The organism is Mesorhizobium sp. BAC0120 (assembly GCF_033542235.1).
GTDB lineage: Bacteria > Pseudomonadota > Alphaproteobacteria > Rhizobiales > Rhizobiaceae > JAWRCU01.
This window is the reverse complement of the sequence record NZ_JAWRCU010000002.1, coordinates 541,876-558,632: the sequence shown is the minus strand read 5'-3', so window position 1 is coordinate 558,632 and position 16,757 is coordinate 541,876. Positions and strand designations below refer to the sequence as shown.

Here is a 16,757-nt window from a genome sequence, read left to right as displayed (position 1 = left end):
CACCCCAGATCCGCAGCCGCAATCGCTGCGATTTCAGCCAGCCGAAAGCTTCAGTCCTTCTTCTGCGTCACGACCCTGAGATGCAGGTCACGAAGTTGCTGGGGGGTAGCTTCCGAGGGCGCGCCCATCAGTAGATCCTGCGCCTGCTGGTTCATCGGGAACATGGTGATCTCGCGCAGGTTCTTTGCGCCGCAAAGCAGCATCACGATGCGGTCGATGCCCGGCGCCATGCCGCCATGCGGGGGCGCCCCATACTGGAAGGCCCTATAAAGCCCGCCGAAACGCTCCTCGACCAGCTCGCGCGAGAGCCCGACGATCTCGAAGGCTTTTACCATGGTCTCCGGCAGGTGGTTGCGGATACCCCCTGAGGCGATCTCGAAGCCGTTGCAGACCAGATCATATTGATACGCCTTGATCGACAGCGGATCCTGGTCGATCAGCGCCTCCATCCCGCCTTGCGGCATCGAGAAGGGATTGTGCGCGAAATCGATCTTCTTCTCGTCCTCGTTCCATTCGAAGAACGGGAAATCGACGATCCAGCAGAGCTCGAAACGGTCGCGGTCGAGGAGGTTCAGTTCCTCGCCGACGCGCGTGCGCGCCGCGCCGGCAAAACTCGCGAACTTCTTCGGGTCGCCGGCGACGAAGAACGCGGCATCGCCGTCTGCAAGTCCGAGTTGGGTCCGGATCGCCTCCGTGCGTTCCTCGCCGATATTCTTTGCGATCGGACCGGCGCCCTCGAGCTTCTCGCCTTCCTTGCGCCAGAAGATGTAGCCCAGCCCGGGCTGCCCCTCGCTCTGTGCCCACACGTTCATGCGATCGCAGAAGGCCCTGGAGCCGCCGGTCTTTGCCGGGATCGCCCAGACTTCCGCCTTGGGATCGCCGGCCAGGATGCCGGCGAAAACCTTGAAACCGGAACCACGAAAATGTTCCGACACGTCCTGCATGACGATCGGGTTCCTGAGGTCGGGCTTATCGGAGCCGTATTTACGCATCGCTTCCTCGAAGGGAATGCGCGGAAAGCTCTGCGTCACCGGTTTGCCGTTGGCGAAGGTCTCGAACACGCCGCGCATGACCGGTTCCATCGTGCCCAGCACGTCGTCCTGTTCGACGAAACTCATTTCGAGATCGAGCTGATAGAATTCGCCCGGCAGCCGGTCGGCCCGGGGATCCTCATCGCGGAAACAGGGCGCGATCTGGAAGTAGCGGTCGAAGCCCGCCACCATGATGAGCTGCTTATAGATCTGCGGGGCCTGCGGCAGCGCGTAGAACTTGCCTTCGTGAATACGGCTCGGCACCAGGAAGTCGCGCGCGCCTTCCGGCGAGGATGCTGTCAGGATCGGCGTCGAATATTCCGTGAAGCCCGCCTCCGTCATGCGCCGGCGCATCTCTGCGATGACCCTGGCACGCATCACGATGTTCCGGTGCAGCGTCTCGCGGCGGAGATCCAGGAAGCGGTATTTGAGGCGGATATCCTCGGGATAATCCGGCTCGCCGAACACCGGCAGCGGCAATTCCTTGGCGACCGACAACACCTCGATCTCGCGCGCGAATACCTCGATCTCGCCGGTCGGCAGGTTGGCGTTGACAGTTTCGGGGGCGCGCGCCTTCACCTCGCCGTCGACGCGGATCACCCATTCGCCGCGCACGGTCTCCGCCGTCTTGAAGGCCGGCGAATCGGGATCGGCGACGATCTGGGTGAGCCCGTAATGGTCGCGCAGGTCGATGAAGAGCAGTCCGCCATGATCGCGGACGCGGTGCACCCAGCCGGAAAGGCGGACGGCCTGGCCGACGTCGGTCTTCCTCAATTGAGCGCAGGTATGGCTGCGGTAACGATGCATGAAATCTGTCCGTCTGTCGGGTGGTTTGTCCGGCGCTCAATGGGGACATGCCCATGGCGGCCGAAAAATTCGCGCGAAAAGCGCATGCAAGGTGCGGTTTGTCAAGGAGAAGACGGAATCAGCCACAAACTCGATTGGCCTAGCTGCTATGCCCAGTGGCGCATCGCCATGCCTCGGGCATGCAACTATACAGTGATTCACCGCTCGGTGCCCAAAGTCCATGTCCACCCTCCGTCCGCTCATCCCGTTGCTGATCACCGCCGGCCTGCTGCTCGGCGGCAACGGCCTGCAGGGAACGCTGATCGCCATGCGCGGATCGCTGGAAGGCTTCCAAGCCTCGACGATCGGCTTCATCGGCACCTTCTACTTCCTCGGCTTCCTGCTTGGCTGCCTTACGATCAGCCGGATGATGCGCGCCGTCGGCCATGTTCGTTCCTTCGCGGCATTGGCGGCGATCGCGGCGGCAGGCACTCTGCTTCTCGTCCTGGTGATAGACCCGGTGATGTGGTCGGCAGTCCGCTTCGCGACTGGCTTCTGTTTTTCGGGCCTGTTCACCGTCATGGAGAGCTGGTTGAACTCCGGCGCCTCGAATGCCGACCGGGCGCGGGTTCTGGCGCTCTACCGGATTATCGACATCGGCTCCGTCACCGGAGCGCAATTCATGATCCCGGTCCTGGGCGCGGACGGTTTCACGATCTTCGCCATCATGTCGATGATGATCACGCTCTCGCTGGTCCCGGTCTCGATTGCGGACCGCTCGAACCCGACGCCGCCCGAAGAGGTCAAGCTCGATCTTGCCAAGGTCTGGCGCATCTCTCCGCTGGGCTCGATCGGCTGCATCGCCGTCGGCATCACCAACAGCGCTTTCCGTACGCTCTCGCCCGTCTATGCCGAGCAGATCGGGCTGTCGGTTGCAGACGTCGCAACCTTCGTCTCAGTCAGCATATTCGGCGGGGCAGTCATCCAATACCCGCTCGGCTATCTGTCGGATCGCTGGGACCGCCGCACCGTCCTGCTTGTCTCCACAGCAGGATCATTGGGTGCAGCTCTGGCGCTCGTCTTCCTCGCCGGCTCCGAGCCCCTTGCCAACTTCATCCTGGTCTTCATCTTCGGCTCGTTCGCAATGCCGCTCTATTCGCTCTCGGCAGCACATGCCAACGATCGCGCCGGCAAAGGCGAATTTGTCCTGGTAAATGCTGCCCTGATGCTCTTCTATTCGATCGGCGCCATCGGCGGCCCAGTTACCGCATCCTGGTTCATGCAGCATTTCGGACCGCAGTCGCTGTTCCTCTTCAGCGCCGGAGTCTATCTCATATTCATCGTCATCATCGTCTACCGGATGGGCACGCGGTCGAGCGTTCCTGACGCCAAACGAGGCCGTTTCACCGCCCTTTTGCGCACCTCGACGGTATTTGCCAAGCTTGCCCGTGCCGGCGAATCGGAGGACTCCTCCGGCAAAAGCTGAGTGTGCCCGCGCTTGACGAACAGCCTCTCGCCTGAAAAGGACAGAAGTTCCTTACGCACCTAAAGATTGTTCATGCATCTCATCACCAAGCAGGACGACCTCAATTCGGTCATCGCCAGGTTCGAAGCCGCAGAGTTTGTCACCGTCGACACCGAGTTCATCCGAGAGACAACCTACTGGCCTGAACTCTGCCTGATCCAGATCGCCACGCCGGGCACTTCGGCGCTGATCGACCCCCTTTCGCCCGAGATCGAGCTCGAGCCGTTCTTCCGGCTGATGGCCAATGAGAAGATCGTGAAGGTCTTTCATGCGGCGCGCCAGGACATCGAGATCATCTTCAATCGCGGCGGTCTCATCCCTCACCCGGTCTTCGACACGCAGGTCGCAGCCATGGTCTGCGGCTTCGGCGACAGCGTCTCCTACGATCAGCTCGTCCAGAAGATCACGGGCGCGCATATCGACAAATCCTCGCGTTTCACCGACTGGCGCAACCGCCCCCTGACGGACAAGCAGCTCGAATACGCGCTCGCGGACGTCACCTACCTGATGGAGGTCTATCGTCATCTGAAGGCCGAGCTCGAGCGCGAGGACCGCGCCCATTGGCTCAACGAAGAAATGGAAATCCTCACCTCGCGCGAGACCTATGACCCGCATCCGGAGGATGCCTGGAAGCGGCTCAAGATGCGCATTCGCAAGCCGCAGGAATTGGCCGTGCTGAAGGCAGTTGCGGCCTGGCGCGAACGTGAGGCGCGCGAGCGCAACGTCCCGCGTGGCCGCGTCGTCAAGGACGAGGCAGTCTACGAGATAGCGCAGCAGCAGCCGCACGACGCAGCAGCGCTGGCGCGGCTGCGCACAACCCCGAGGGGGTGGGAACGCTCGGCGGCCGCCACTGCGCTCCTGGCGGTGGTCAACGAGGCGCTTTCGGTGCCGAAAGAACAATTGCCGAAGCTGCCGCGCCCGCCGCAAGCGGCCGAGGGCTCGAATGCTGCCGCGGAGCTTCTGAAGGTGCTTCTAAGGCTTATCGCCGAAAAGGAAGGCGTCGCCACGAAGGTACTCGCCTCCGGCGACGACATCGACAAAATAGCCAATGAAGGCGAAAAGGCTGATGTTGCCGCGCTTCGCGGCTGGCGGCGCGAGGTCTTCGGCGAGCAGGCGCTGAAGCTCGTGCGCGGCGAGATCGCCATCAAGTTCGAAAAACGAAAGATCGTGGTGTTTGAGACGGGTGAAGGGGAATAGGGCAATAAGGCAATAGGGCAATAGGGGCTGGCTTGCTCAATAGCTTGCGGATAGCCGAAGCAACTTGCTCCTGCTTTCAATGGCGATCGCGAGATCCCCTACTGCCGTATTGCCTTATTGCCCTATTGCCCTTCCTCCACCACCAGCCTCAGCTCCCTGCCGCTGACCTTGGCGAGCTGTGCAATTCGGCCGGCCGGGCGCTCGCCGTCGAGTGCGCGGAGCTCCCGTGGAATCACAAGATCGAGGCCGCCATTTTCGCGGCGCTGCCAGCGCAGTTTCGGGATCACGCCCGGCATCGCGGCCGATAGCAGGTAGACGACCCGCATCATGGCGCCAAGCAGGCGGGCGCGCTCGACATAGCGCGGCGGGGCCAGCGCCTTGAGGTCGGTAGCAAGCGTCTCATCGAACACGCCTTCATGGCGATAGAGGTTCGTAAGCGCAATGAAGGCTCGGCCCGGGTGGTCGATGCCGATGAAGGAAGCGTGCGCGATGATGTTGAGCGACTGCGTGCCCCGATAATCGGGGTGCGCTCGCCAGCCAATGTCGGCAAGCAGGCAGGCAGCACGCCGGTAGCGCACTTCCTCCTCGGTCTCTTCGATGCCGAAGGCGGAGAAGGTCGCGCCGGTCCAATCCGCCAGCTCGCGCGCATGCGTCACCGAGCGGGCGCGCAGCCACGCCAGCTCCTCCGCCGCCGAGAGCAGCGGGTCGGTCCGCTGCTCTTCCGGGGACAGCAGCGAGTAGAGGAAGCCTTCGCGCACGCCGAGCGCCGACACGACGATCTTCGACGGCTTCATAGCGGCAATGATTTCCTGCAGCACGATCGCACCATAAGGCAGGAGTGCGCGGCGGCTTCTCGACACGCGCTCGATGCCGGGAATCTTGTCCATCTCGCCGCGCCCGATCTGGCGCAGGAAATTGGCCGAGGTATCCGGAGCCATTTCGTAGTGGTGCATGACCGCGAGCGGATAGTTCGTCGCGGTCATGTGCAGCCGGGCGAGGTTTCGCCAGGTGCCGCCGACGGCGTAGAAGGCCCGCCCCTGCCCTGTCGAAAGGAGCTTGGCGCGCCGGAGCTGCTCGCGCACATATTTCTGGGCGGCCACGAGCGAGCCCTTGGATTGATCCTGCAGGCGCAGGCCGCCGAGAGGCAGGGTGATGCCGTCGCCGATTGAAATGCCGTCGACATCGATCAGTTCGAGGCTGCCGCCGCCAAGGTCGCCGGCGATGCCGTTCGCCGGATGGAAGCCCGAGATCACGCCGAGGGCGGAATAATGGGCTTCCTCTCGGCCAGAGAGAACACGGATTTCCGTGCCGAGGATCGCCTCGGCTCTGTGGATGAAATCCATGCCGTTCTCGGCCTCGCGCGCTGCCGCAGTCGCGATGACGTAAAGCTGCTCGGAGCCCGCCTGCTCGGAAAGGGCACGGAAGCGGCGGAACTCGCCAACGGCGCGCGTCACTGCCTCGGGATCGAGCTTGCCGGTGGAAACGATACCGCGACCGAGCCCCGCCAGCATCTTCTCGTTGAACAGGATCGTCGGCGAGCGCGCTATCCCCTCATAGATGACAAGTCGAATCGAGTTCGACCCGATGTCGATGACGGACAGCGGTCGGCGGTCCTGCAGCCGGCCCTGTGAATGGGAGATCATTTGGCGGGAGCTAGGTTCGCTTTTCTACTGCGCTTGAACTGGGCGATCCGCTTCGGCGCGTGCGACTTGAGGGCACCGCCGCGACCTGACAGGCTGGGATTCGTCATGAAATATTCCTGCGCGTTGAACGGCTCCTCCCCCTCCTCGAGCGTTTTGCGCCGCGAGGTTCCGTCAGCCAATACTTCGAAACTTTGCTGATTGTCCATGACATTGCCCAGCATGATCTGGCCCAGGACCTGCTCATGTACGGTAGGGTTGGTGATCGGCACCATGCATTCGACGCGCCGATCGAGGTTGCGCGGCATCATGTCGGCCGAGCTGATATAGACGATCGCCTCGTCGGAAGGCAGCCCGTAACCATTGCCGAAGCAGTAGATGCGGCTGTGCTCCAGGAAGCGGCCGACAATCGACTTGACGCGGATATTCTCGGAAAGGCCCGGCACCTGCGGGCGCAGGCAGCATATGCCGCGCACGACCAGGTCGATCTCGACCCCGGCTCGACTGGCCTCGTAGAGCGCATCGATGATGATCGGGTCGACCAGCGCGTTCATCTTCATCCAGATCTGCGCGCGCCGACCCTGCCGCGCGTGCTCGACCTCGTCGGCGATATGGCCCAGGATCCGATCGCGCAGCGTGTAGGGCGAGAGCGCAATCCGCATCTCCTTCGCCGGCTCCGCATAGCCTGTGATGAAGTTGAATATCTGCGCCACATCGCGTGCGATATGCGGATCGACCGTGAAGAAGGACAGGTCGGTATAGATGCGCGCCGTGATCGGATGGTAGTTGCCGGTGCCGAGATGGACGTAGTTGCGCAGCTTGCCGTCCTCGCGGCGCACGACCAACGACATCTTGGCGTGCGTTTTCAGCTCGACGAAACCGAACACGACTTGCACGCCGGCACGCTCGAGATCGCGCGCCCAGCGTATGTTGGCCTCCTCGTCGAAGCGCGCCTTGAGCTCCACCAGCGCCGTCACCGACTTGCCGGCCTCCGCCGCGTCGATCAGAGCACGCACGATCGGACTGTCGTTTGAGGTACGGTAGAGCGTCTGCTTGATCGCCATGACCTCCGGGTCCAGCGATGCCTGGCGCAGGAACTGCACCACGACATCGAAGGATTCGTAGGGATGATGGACAATGATATCCTTCTCGCGGATTGCCGCGAAGCAATCGCCGCGATGTTCGCGGATGCGCTCGGGAAAGCGCGGGTTATAGGGCTTGAACTTCAGGTCGTCGCGCGGGATTGCGACGATCTCCGATATCTGGCTCACGGCAAGCGGCCCATCGAGCACGCTGATGCGGTTTGCCGGAACGCCGAGCTCGGTGGCAACGAAGTCGCGCAGCTCCTCCGGCATGCTCGAATCGAACTCGATACGGATCACCGAACCGCGACGGCGGCGCTTGAGCGCCGTCTCGAAGAAGCGGACGAGATCCTCCGCCTCTTCCTCCACCTCGATATCGCTGTCGCGGATCAGACGGAACGTGCCGGCGCCCTTCACCTCGTAGCCGGGAAATAGCTTTTCGATGAACAGGCTCACCGTTTCTTCCAGGGTGATGAAGCGGACGAGACCCTTGCGATCCGGCAAGCGAATGAAGCGCTTCAGCGTCTGCGGCAAGCGCAGCAGAGCCGTCATTTCGTGCTTGTCCTTGAGGTGTCTCAGTTGGAGACCCATCGAGAAGCCGAGATTGGGGATGAATGGAAAAGGATGGGCCGGATCGATCGACAGCGGGGTCAGCACCGGGAAATGCGTCTCGAGAAAGTGATCCTCCAGCCACATCCTGTCGTCGCGTGACAGTGTGCCCGCTGGAACCATTTCAATCCCCTCTTTCTTGAGGAGTTCCATCAGGCTGCTGAGGCTCGCCTGCTGATCCTCCTGGAGACGGCTTACCTCGAGGAGAAGCTGCTCCAGCTGCTGCTGGGGCGTGCGACCGTCCGGGCTCCTGTCGACGATGCCTTCGCGGACCTGGCCGGCAAGACCGGCAACGCGCACCATGAAGAACTCGTCCAGATTGTCGGCGGAGATCGAAAGGAAGCGGACGCGCTCCAGGAGCGGATGATTGGGATTCTGCGATTCCTCGAGCACGCGGCGATTGAACTGCAGCCACGAGAACTCGCGGTTGACGAAGCGGTCGGGGTTGCCGTCCGAGCCTGGTTCCGGCGTGGCGGCCTGGGTGACGAATTCCTTCTGGACAGGCGCTAGCTCGTTCATCTTTATCAACCCTTCGCCGCCGCTCCGCCGCGGGCGGCGTCCCCTAGCCTATCTCGTGACAGGCAAATGCAACAGTTTGATTTCACCATCTTGCAAACATGCGGCATATGCTCCAAACGCAAACCCATGCTTTTGGCCGCCGAAACAAGCGGTGTAGGAGACTTGACATGGCTGGCGGAACCGTACCCCATTTCCAGAACGATGCGGGCCATCCCGTCATCGAAATCGGCGTGAAAGAATTCATGTGCGTGGGCGCCAACCCGCCTTTCGATCATCCGCATGTCTTCCTCGACATGGGCAGCGACAATGAGAAGGTCTGCCCTTATTGCTCCACCCTTTATCGCTACTCGCCCGGGCTGAAGGCCGGCGAGACCCGCCCCGACGGCTGCCTCTACGTCACGCCGGCAGCAGCTTGAATCACTGACATATGGCGCGAAGGGCCTCCCGCCAGGTCATCGTCGCCGGCGGCGGGATCGCGGGGCTGACGGCCGCTCTCGCCTTCGCCAGGCGCGGCATTGCCGTCCAGCTCTATGAGCGCGCCCCACGGCTCGACGAGGTGGGCGCCGGCCTGCAACTTTCGCCGAACGCTACCCGGCTGCTCGGTGAGCTCGACGTGCTCGACGCGCTGCTATCGGTGGCCGTGCGCCCCGACGACGTGACGCTCGTGGATGCCCGCAGCCTTGCCGTGCTGGCCCGCGTAAAGCTCGGCGACTTCGCCGAGCGGCGCTGGGGCGCACCCTATCTCGTCGTCCACCGAGCCGATCTGCAAAATGCGCTGCTTGCCCGCGCCTCAGGTGAACCGGGCATCACATTCAGCGCCGGCGCTTCCGTCAGCCACTTCGCGGTCAACGCGAGAGGCGTCACCGCCTCGATCGACCGCGAGGGCAAGATGGCGGAAGAGCATGGGTTGCTTCTGGTCGCTGCGGACGGAGTCTGGTCGAAGCTTCGCAGCCTCGCCGGGGCGAAAGGCAGGAGCCGGTTCTCCGGCAGCATTGCCTGGCGCGCGACGATGCCTGCACAGGGTGAGGCAGGCCAGATTCTTGGCAGGATTACCGACGCAAGATCCGTCAGCGTCTTTGTCCATCCGGCGTTCCACCTGATCGTTTATCCGCTGCGCGGTGGTGAAACACTCAACCTCGTCGCCGTCACAAGAGGCCGGCCGCTCGATCATGGCTGGTCAGGACAGGCCGACGCCGCGCTGCTGGGTCAAGCGGTCGACGGCTCCGCGAAGGAAATCCGCAGGCTGATCGAGGCGATCAAGGGCTGGACGGTCTGGCCGATCCATACCGTCAGTTTCGAAGACTGGACACTCGGCAGCTCGTTCGCGCTGATCGGCGACGCCGCGCACGCCATGACGCCGTTCGCCGCGCAAGGCGCGGCCATGGCAATCGAGGATGCGGTGACGCTGGCCGACACGGTAGCGGCTGCCTCGGCCGACGCCACTGGCGCGCTTGCGACATGGGCCGCGGAGCGGCGCGCGCGCGTCTCGAAGGTTGTCCGCCGCGGCGGACTGAACCGCTTCGCCTGGCACGCCGTGGGGCCGGTCGCGCTCGCCCGCAACCTGTTCCTGAAGTCGCGGTCGCCAGAACAACTCGCCACCGATCTCGACTGGCTCTATGGCTGGCGGATGAGCGGTCGCGACGACGTCCAATAGCAGAGCGGACACATCTGCGCCCACGATAGTGCGGGCGACCTCGCTCGAAGGCCGCCCGCGCAGATGCGGTCAGGCGGGAAGCGGACGTGCCTGCCGATTGCGAACCCACAGCAACGCTGTAAGCGTAATCGCCGCCATGGCGGCCGCATAGCCGATCAATGGCCAGGCTGTTTCGCCGTTCAGCGCCACGACAAAACAGGTACCGACGACGCTGGCAATGATGCTCTGGACGCAGAAATGCAGGGCGACTGCGCTTCCGGCAATGTCCCCAAACTCCTGCAATGCACCGTTGGCCGTAACCGAGGTCGTGCACACAATTCCGACCGCCATCAGCCATACCGGCAGAATGAAGGACCAGAACGATGGCGGCAGGCAGAGTTGGCCCAGTGTCAGTAAACCGGCGCCAAGAATCAGTATTGTCATGCCGCGGATGGCGGTGTCGGCGATTCCCCGCCGCCTCACGACGCTCTTGGTGAAGCGTGTCGTGACGATCATCACAAGCGCAACCGTGCCGAATGCTACGCTGAACGCGAGTTCCGACAGCCCAGCCCCGTCGATCAGAACTCGCGGAGCGGTGGAGAAGAACACGAAGAATGTGCCCATGGCCGTGCCGAAGCCGAGCGTGTAGGCCCAGAAGGCGGGGCTTTTCAGCACGGGACCGAATACGGCTTCACGCGGCGCCCCTCCGAGGCGACGTGTCTCGTGCCAGTTGGGTAGCGCCCATACGAGCATCACCACGGCGAGTATGCCCAGAAGCACGAAAATGGCCCGCCAGCCGAACGACCCGGCAACCAGCGCGCCCGCCACGGGACCAAGCGCCGGCACGAATGCCAGTATTGCGTTCATCAGGCTGTAGATCACTGCACTTTCCGGCCTTTCGGCGTAGACGTCTCGTATTGTCGCAAAAACGGCCACCAGAATTGCCGATGCCCCAGTCGCCTGGACCAGCCGGAACGCGACGAAGGGGTAAGCCGCCGAGGTGGCGGCCAGCGCGAGTGACGCAGCAGCGAAAAGCAGCGCACCACCGATCAGCACCGGGCGGCGACCGAGACGATCGGACAAGGGTCCGAATACCGTCTGCCCGATGCCGAGCATGATCATGTAGAAAGTCAGGGTCATCTGGATGACCGCTGGCGTGGTCCCGAGAATCCCGGGCATCGCAGGAACGACCGGCAGATAAATGTCCATGCCGAGCGAGGCGAGAATGTCGAAGGGAGCCAGCAGCATCAAAGCGACCGGCAGGCTGTAGGCCCACAGCCGTGGGTTCTGAGTAGGCATCACGAAGCATCCGCTCAAATGAATGAGATTTGGCGGGCGGCCTGCGCTGTATTGGACCGGAAGAGGAACCGGGCAGACTGCCGCAACAACGAAGAGGGGTTGTTGCGGCCTATCTGTCTGCTTGCTTAGATTCCATGTTTCGCGCCTGTGTAAGTCGGCCAATCGGGCTGAAGAAGGTGCACTTACCAGCGATGCAGCGCCCTATCAACCGGCTCGTCTGTTCGTGTTGAATGGCGGCTGCCCAGGAATGGCCGAAGTCTGGCTTTCGCCATCAGTTATAGATCATCAGCGAATAGCCTAGCGTCGCGGGCAGCGGGTTCCACCATCCTGTCCGGAGCCCCGCTTCGCGCAGCGCTGCGGCGGTCCAGGTGTTGCAACCGAGCAAGGCATTGAACGAGCCGATCGCCTCGAAGAAGGTATCGCTCTCTCCGTAGCCCGTGCCCGGCAGGCGAACCGGCGCACCATCCGCCTCTGCAAAGGTCCCCCTGACGAAGGAGAGCAGGCGGGTGAGTCCATCCTCGGATATCGTGTAGGCTGAGACAAAAGGTTGAGCCTCGTCGATCGCCCCGGTCACCTGGACATGCATGACGGAGCTGTCGAGCATAAAGGATTTCAGCAGCGGTCCAAGGTGGATGTCCGTCAGCTCCGGCGTCGCGACATAGAACGCCTTGCCGCCCCAGCCGAACAGCACCCAGCGCGCATTGGAATTGTCGACCGGCAGGGATGCTTCGCGCAGGAACTCGAATTCCGCATCGGAGAGTGCTTCGGCCGGAACGGCAATGTCGGTGTGGATCGGGCTCGAAAGCACGAGAATGCGCCGCCCTTCAGGCCCGCTGCCCGCGGCCTCTTCGAACAGCGGTCGCGGCAGCACCGTGCCGAGGATCAGCGCGGCGAGCACTGAACCGACAACGGCAACGAACCAACGGAGCCCCCTCCTCATACTCCCGCTGCCCCCGACAGCGTACGCTCGTCAGCGCGGCTTTCAAGACGACGGCCGCCATGTCAGTGGACGGCCATCCTGACACTGAGATGCCCTTAATGCAGGATCTGGCTGAGGAACAGCTTCGTGCGCTCGTGCTGGGGATGATCGAAGAACTCGTTCGGCGTGTTCTGTTCAACGATCTGGCCCTGGTCCATGAAGATCACGCGGTTGGCGACCTTGCGCGCGAAGCCCATCTCATGCGTTACGCAGAGCATGGTCATGCCCTCCTCGGCCAGGCTTACCATCGTCTCCAGCACTTCCTTGATCATCTCCGGATCGAGCGCCGAGGTTGGCTCGTCGAACAGCATGATCTTGGGGTTCATGCAGAGAGAGCGGGCAATCGCCACGCGCTGCTGCTGGCCGCCAGACAATTGTCCAGGATATTTATGCGCCTGCTCGGGGATCTTCACACGGCGCAGGAAGTGCATGGCCGTCTCCTCGGCCTGCTTCTTCGGAATCTTTCGCACCCAGATCGGCGCCAGCGTGCAGTTCTCCAGGATGGTCAGATGCGGGAAGAGGTTGAAGTGCTGGAACACCATGCCGACCTCGCGGCGGACCTCGTCGATCTTCCTGAGATCGTTGGTGAGTTCCTTGCCGTCGACGACCACCTTGCCCTTCTGGTGCTCCTCCAGGCGGTTGATGCAACGAATCATGGTCGACTTGCCCGAGCCAGACGGCCCGCAGACCACGATCCGCTCGCCCCGCATGACCCTCAGATTGATGTCGCGCAGCACGTGGAACTCGCCGAACCATTTGTGCATCCCGACGATGTCAATGGCGACGTCCGTATCGGAGATGTGCATCTTCTTGAGATCGACCTTGATCTCTTCCGCGCTGACGATGTTCTCGGTACTCATATAAATCCGGTTCCCTGGTTATCGTTTGTGGCCGGTGTCGAGCCGGCGTTCCATATAGATGGAATAGCGCGACATGCCGAAGCAGAATAGCCAAAACACGAAACCGGCAAAGACGAGGCCGCTGATCGGCGTCTGTGGCGAGGCCCAGTTCGTGTCGGAGAAGGCCTGGCGTACGATGCCAAGCAGGTCGAACATGCCGATGATGCCGACGAGGCTGGTGTCCTTGAACATGCCGATAAATGTGTTGACGATGCCGGGTATGACGAGCTTGAGCGCCTGCGGGAGGATGATCAGCCCCGTCTTCTGCCAATAGCTCAGCCCGAGGGAATCGGCGCCCTCGTACTGCCCCTTGGGTATCGCCTGCAGCCCGCCGCGCACCACCTCCGCCATATAGGCCGACGCGAACAACGCAACGCCGATCAAGGCTCTCATGAGCTTGTCGAAGGTAACGCCGGGCGGCAGGAACAGCGGCAGCATGACGCTCGCCATGAAGAGCACGGTCACCAGCGGCACGCCGCGTATGGTCTCGATGAAGATCACGGAGATCATCTTGACGATCGGCATGTTCGAGCGTCGGCCAAGCGCCAGCAGGATGCCGAGTGGGAGCGAAACTGCGATCCCTACGAAGGAAAGCACCAGTGTGACGAGCAGACCGCCCCAGAGTGGCGTCTCGACGTGCTCGAGGCCGAACCAGCCGCCGACCAAAAGGAAGAAGGCGACCACCGGGAAGACGCCGAAGAACAGGATCGCATTGGTGCCTTTATACGGGAACCTCGGGATCATCAGCGGCACGAGCAGAATGACGAACAGTATGCCGGTAAGCACCACACGCCAGCGCTCCGCGAACGGATAGCTGCCGAACATGAACTGTTGGAACTTTGCCCCGACGAAGGCCCAGCAGGCCCCCGACCAGCCGTCAGGCTGCGCGCCGCCCTGTGCCACAGTCGAGCAAGCATTGCGGTCGACCCCGACCCATTGCGCATCGATGAAGGCCCAGCGGACCAGCGGCGGCACGATCAGGAAGACCAGGATGACGCCAACGATCGTCAGAATGATATCGGGGATCGAGGCAAAGAGATTCTTCTGCAGCCAGGCGACAAGCCCGGCCTCGCTGCGCGGGGGCTTTTCGGCCAGCGCCATCTCGACACGGACGAAGGTGAGGTCGTGCTCCTGCATTCCCCTTACCTCTCCACCAGCGCCATCCTGGTATTGAACCAGTTCATGAACCCTGACGTCGCGAGGCTCAGGCCGAGATAGATGACCATCCAGATGACGACGACCTCGATGGACTGGCCCGTCTGGTTGAGGATGGTGCCTCCGATCGCCACGAGGTCGGGATAGCCGATGGCCACGGCCAGGGACGAGTTTTTCGTGAGGTTGAGATACTGGCTGGTGAGCGGCGGGATGATGATGCGCAGTGCCTGCGGCACGACGACCAGGCGGAGGATCGCGCCCGCCCTCAGCCCGAGCGCCGCAGCCGCTTCCGTCTGGCCCTTGCTCACGCCAAGCACGCCGGCGCGCACGATCTCGGCAATGAAGGAAGCCGTGTAGAAGGACAGCGCCAGATAGAGTGCGAGAAATTCCGGCGTGACCTTGAAGCCGCCAGCCATGTTGAAGGTCGCCTGCTTCGGGTATTCGATCTCGAGCGGCATTCCCGCCGCGAAGAAGGCAAGCAGCGGGAGGCCGACAATAAGGCCCACCGACGTCCAGAACGCGGGGAACTGCTGCCCTGTCGCCATCTGCCGCTGACGGGCACGATGGGCGACGAACGAGCTCATGGCTATCGCGAGCAGGAAGCCAAGCGGGATCAGCCCGGCCCCCTCGCCCCATACCAGCCTCGGCAGAAAGAAGCCGCGGCTGTTCAGGTAGGAGCCGAACGGGAGATGATAGCTGTCACGCGGCAGCGGCAGCACCGCCAGAACGCCCAAATACCAGAAGAAGATGACGAGCAGCGGCGGGATGTTGCGAAATACCTCGACGTAAACGGTCGATATCTTACGGATGAGCCAGTTCCGGGAGAGACGGCCGATGCCCACGAGGAAGCCGACAATCGAGGCGGTAACCACGCCAGCGACGGCGACCATCACCGTGTTCAGCAGCCCGACAAGGAGCGCGCGGCTGAAAGTAGAGTCGGACGAATATGAGATCAGGCTTTGGCTGATGTCGAACCCGGCCCTGCCTCTGAGAAAAGCGAAACCCGACGCGATCTTGGCGCGCTGCAGGTTTTCAACGGTGTTGTCGACGACCCACCAGACGAAGGCGACGAGGGCGATGAAAAGGAGTAGCTGGTAGATGACCCCGCGGATCCTTGGATCATTGATGTACGAGGCCCAGGCGGGCTCGGCATGCCGGATCGTTTCCTGAGACGCCATCAGACTCCCTTCCAGCTGATGCTCCGGGAGGCGGCAGCCCGCCTCCCGGCCTCTCGTCGATCAGCGGATCGGAGGAGCGTATTGCAGCCCCCCCTTCGACCATTGCGCATTGATGCCGCGCGCGATCTTCAGCGGTGAGCCCTGCCCGACATTGCGCTCGAAGATCTCTCCGTAATTGCCGACGGCCTTCACGATCCTGACGACCCAATCATTGGTCAGGCCAAGGTCGGTGCCGATCTTGGTGTCGGCTTCTTCGCCGAGCACGCGCTTCACCTCGGGATTATCCGACTTCTTCATCTCCTCGACATTGGCCTGGGTGATACCGAGTTCCTCGGCGTTGAGCAGTGCAAAGTGCACCCACTTGACGATGTCGAACCACTGGTCGTCGCCCTGGCGAACGGCCGGACCGAGCGGCTCCTTGGAGATGATCTCGGGCAGCACGACATGATCGTCCGGGGCGGCGAGCGTGAGCCTCGTGGCGTAGAGGCCCGACTGGTCGGTCGTAAGCACATCGCAACGGCCCGAGTCGTAGGCCGAATTGGTTTCCTCGAGCTTCTCGAAGACGACCGGGTTGTACTCCATCTTGTTCGCCTTGAAGTAATCGGCAAGATTAAGCTCAGTCGTCGTGCCGCTCTGCACGCAGACCGATGCGCCCGAGAGCTGCAACGCGGAATTCACGCCCGGCAGCTTCTTGGCGTTGATCATGAAGCCCTGGCCGTCAAAGTAGTTGATGCCGGTGAAGTTGAAGCCGAGCGCCGTGTCGCGGCTGATCGTCCAGGTCGTGTTTCGGATCAGGACATCGATCTCGCCGGACTGCAGTGCGGTGAAGCGGTCCTTGGCCGACAGCGGCGTGAACTTGACCTTGGTCCCGTCGCCAAAGACCGCAGCGGCAACCGCGCGGCAGTAGTCGACGTCGAAGCCGGTCCATTCGCCCTTGTCGTTGGGCGCGGCAAAGCCAGGCAGTCCGGTATTGACGCCGCATTGCAGGAATCCCTTCTTCTTGACGTCGTCGAGCGTGCCCGCCGAGGCTGCCGACACAGCCGAGCCGACCGCCGCAGCCGCAAGCAGACCGATCAAAATTTTCTTCATACCCGAAACCCTTTTCTGTTGTTCAGGACCACCGACCGAGCCCGTTTTCGGAAAGAGCGTCTGTCCCCCGTCCCACCCGGGGGCTGGCGCCTCGCAGACGCGAGCGCCCTTCTCGTTCACGAATTGCATCGAAGGG

13 protein-coding genes are annotated in these 16,757 nt (G+C 62.5%); 4 read left to right on the top strand and 9 right to left on the bottom strand.

Features of this window, described 5'->3' with window-relative positions:
* Window positions 1–50 precede the first annotated feature (50 nt).
* Window positions 51–1,838 (bottom strand): aspartate--tRNA ligase, encoded by a 1,788-nt coding sequence (gene aspS / locus SAZ10_RS06140; RefSeq protein ID WP_318608300.1) that lies wholly within the window; start codon window positions 1,836–1,838, stop codon window positions 51–53.
* A gap of 220 nt (window positions 1,839–2,058) precedes the next feature.
* Between aspS and SAZ10_RS06135 the strand changes: the two genes are divergently transcribed.
* A complete protein-coding gene (locus SAZ10_RS06135) occupies window positions 2,059–3,303 on the top strand; it encodes an MFS transporter (protein ID WP_318608299.1) in 1,245 nt (414 codons plus the stop codon).
* A gap of 72 nt (window positions 3,304–3,375) precedes the next feature.
* Window positions 3,376–4,539 (top strand): ribonuclease D, encoded by a 1,164-nt coding sequence (rnd, locus tag SAZ10_RS06130; protein WP_318608298.1) that lies wholly within the window; start codon window positions 3,376–3,378, stop codon window positions 4,537–4,539.
* Between the two features lie 122 nt (window positions 4,540–4,661).
* On the opposite strand, the gene ppx is transcribed toward rnd, so the two are convergent.
* On the bottom strand, window positions 4,662–6,182 hold the full coding sequence (gene ppx, locus SAZ10_RS06125; RefSeq protein WP_318608297.1) for an exopolyphosphatase: 1,521 nt from the start codon (window positions 6,180–6,182) through the stop codon (window positions 4,662–4,664).
* Complete coding sequence (locus SAZ10_RS06120; protein ID WP_318608296.1) at window positions 6,179–8,389, bottom strand: RNA degradosome polyphosphate kinase; 2,211 nt, start codon at window positions 8,387–8,389, stop codon at window positions 6,179–6,181. Before SAZ10_RS06120 ends, ppx begins: the two co-directional genes overlap by 4 nt.
* A 167-nt stretch (window positions 8,390–8,556) precedes the next feature.
* Between SAZ10_RS06120 and SAZ10_RS06115 the strand changes: the two genes are divergently transcribed.
* Both SAZ10_RS06115 and SAZ10_RS06110 read left to right on the top strand, forming a co-directional pair.
* Window positions 8,557–8,805 (top strand): zinc-finger domain-containing protein, encoded by a 249-nt coding sequence (locus tag SAZ10_RS06115; protein ID WP_318608295.1) that lies wholly within the window; start codon window positions 8,557–8,559, stop codon window positions 8,803–8,805.
* Window positions 8,806–8,816: 11 nt separating this feature from the next.
* The gene (locus SAZ10_RS06110; protein WP_318608294.1) at window positions 8,817–10,043 is read left to right on the top strand and encodes an FAD-dependent monooxygenase; all 1,227 of its coding nucleotides are present in this window, start codon (window positions 8,817–8,819) and stop codon (window positions 10,041–10,043) included.
* 69 nt (window positions 10,044–10,112) lie between these two features.
* Here the strand turns inward: SAZ10_RS06110 and cml are convergent, their stop codons facing one another.
* From cml to SAZ10_RS06080, 6 genes are all read right to left on the bottom strand, one after another.
* Window positions 10,113–11,321: a CmlA/FloR family chloramphenicol efflux MFS transporter gene (gene cml / locus SAZ10_RS06105; RefSeq protein WP_318608293.1), complete on the bottom strand. Its 1,209-nt coding sequence runs from the start codon at window positions 11,319–11,321 to the stop codon at window positions 10,113–10,115.
* A gap of 271 nt (window positions 11,322–11,592) precedes the next feature.
* Window positions 11,593–12,261 (bottom strand): TIGR02117 family protein, encoded by a 669-nt coding sequence (locus SAZ10_RS06100; RefSeq protein ID WP_318608292.1) that lies wholly within the window; start codon window positions 12,259–12,261, stop codon window positions 11,593–11,595.
* Window positions 12,262–12,356: 95 nt separating this feature from the next.
* A complete protein-coding gene (locus SAZ10_RS06095; RefSeq protein WP_318608291.1) occupies window positions 12,357–13,160 on the bottom strand; it encodes an amino acid ABC transporter ATP-binding protein in 804 nt (267 codons plus the stop codon).
* Between the two features lie 18 nt (window positions 13,161–13,178).
* Window positions 13,179–14,336: an amino acid ABC transporter permease gene (locus SAZ10_RS06090; protein ID WP_318608290.1), complete on the bottom strand. Its 1,158-nt coding sequence runs from the start codon at window positions 14,334–14,336 to the stop codon at window positions 13,179–13,181.
* 5 nt (window positions 14,337–14,341) lie between these two features.
* Window positions 14,342–15,532 carry an amino acid ABC transporter permease gene (locus tag SAZ10_RS06085; RefSeq protein WP_318608289.1) on the bottom strand — a complete coding sequence of 397 codons (1,191 nt, stop codon included), beginning with the start codon at window positions 15,530–15,532 and terminating at the stop codon, window positions 14,342–14,344.
* A 60-nt stretch (window positions 15,533–15,592) separates the two neighbouring features.
* Window positions 15,593–16,621 (bottom strand): amino acid ABC transporter substrate-binding protein, encoded by a 1,029-nt coding sequence (locus tag SAZ10_RS06080; RefSeq protein ID WP_318608288.1) that lies wholly within the window; start codon window positions 16,619–16,621, stop codon window positions 15,593–15,595.
* Window positions 16,622–16,757 lie beyond the last annotated feature (136 nt).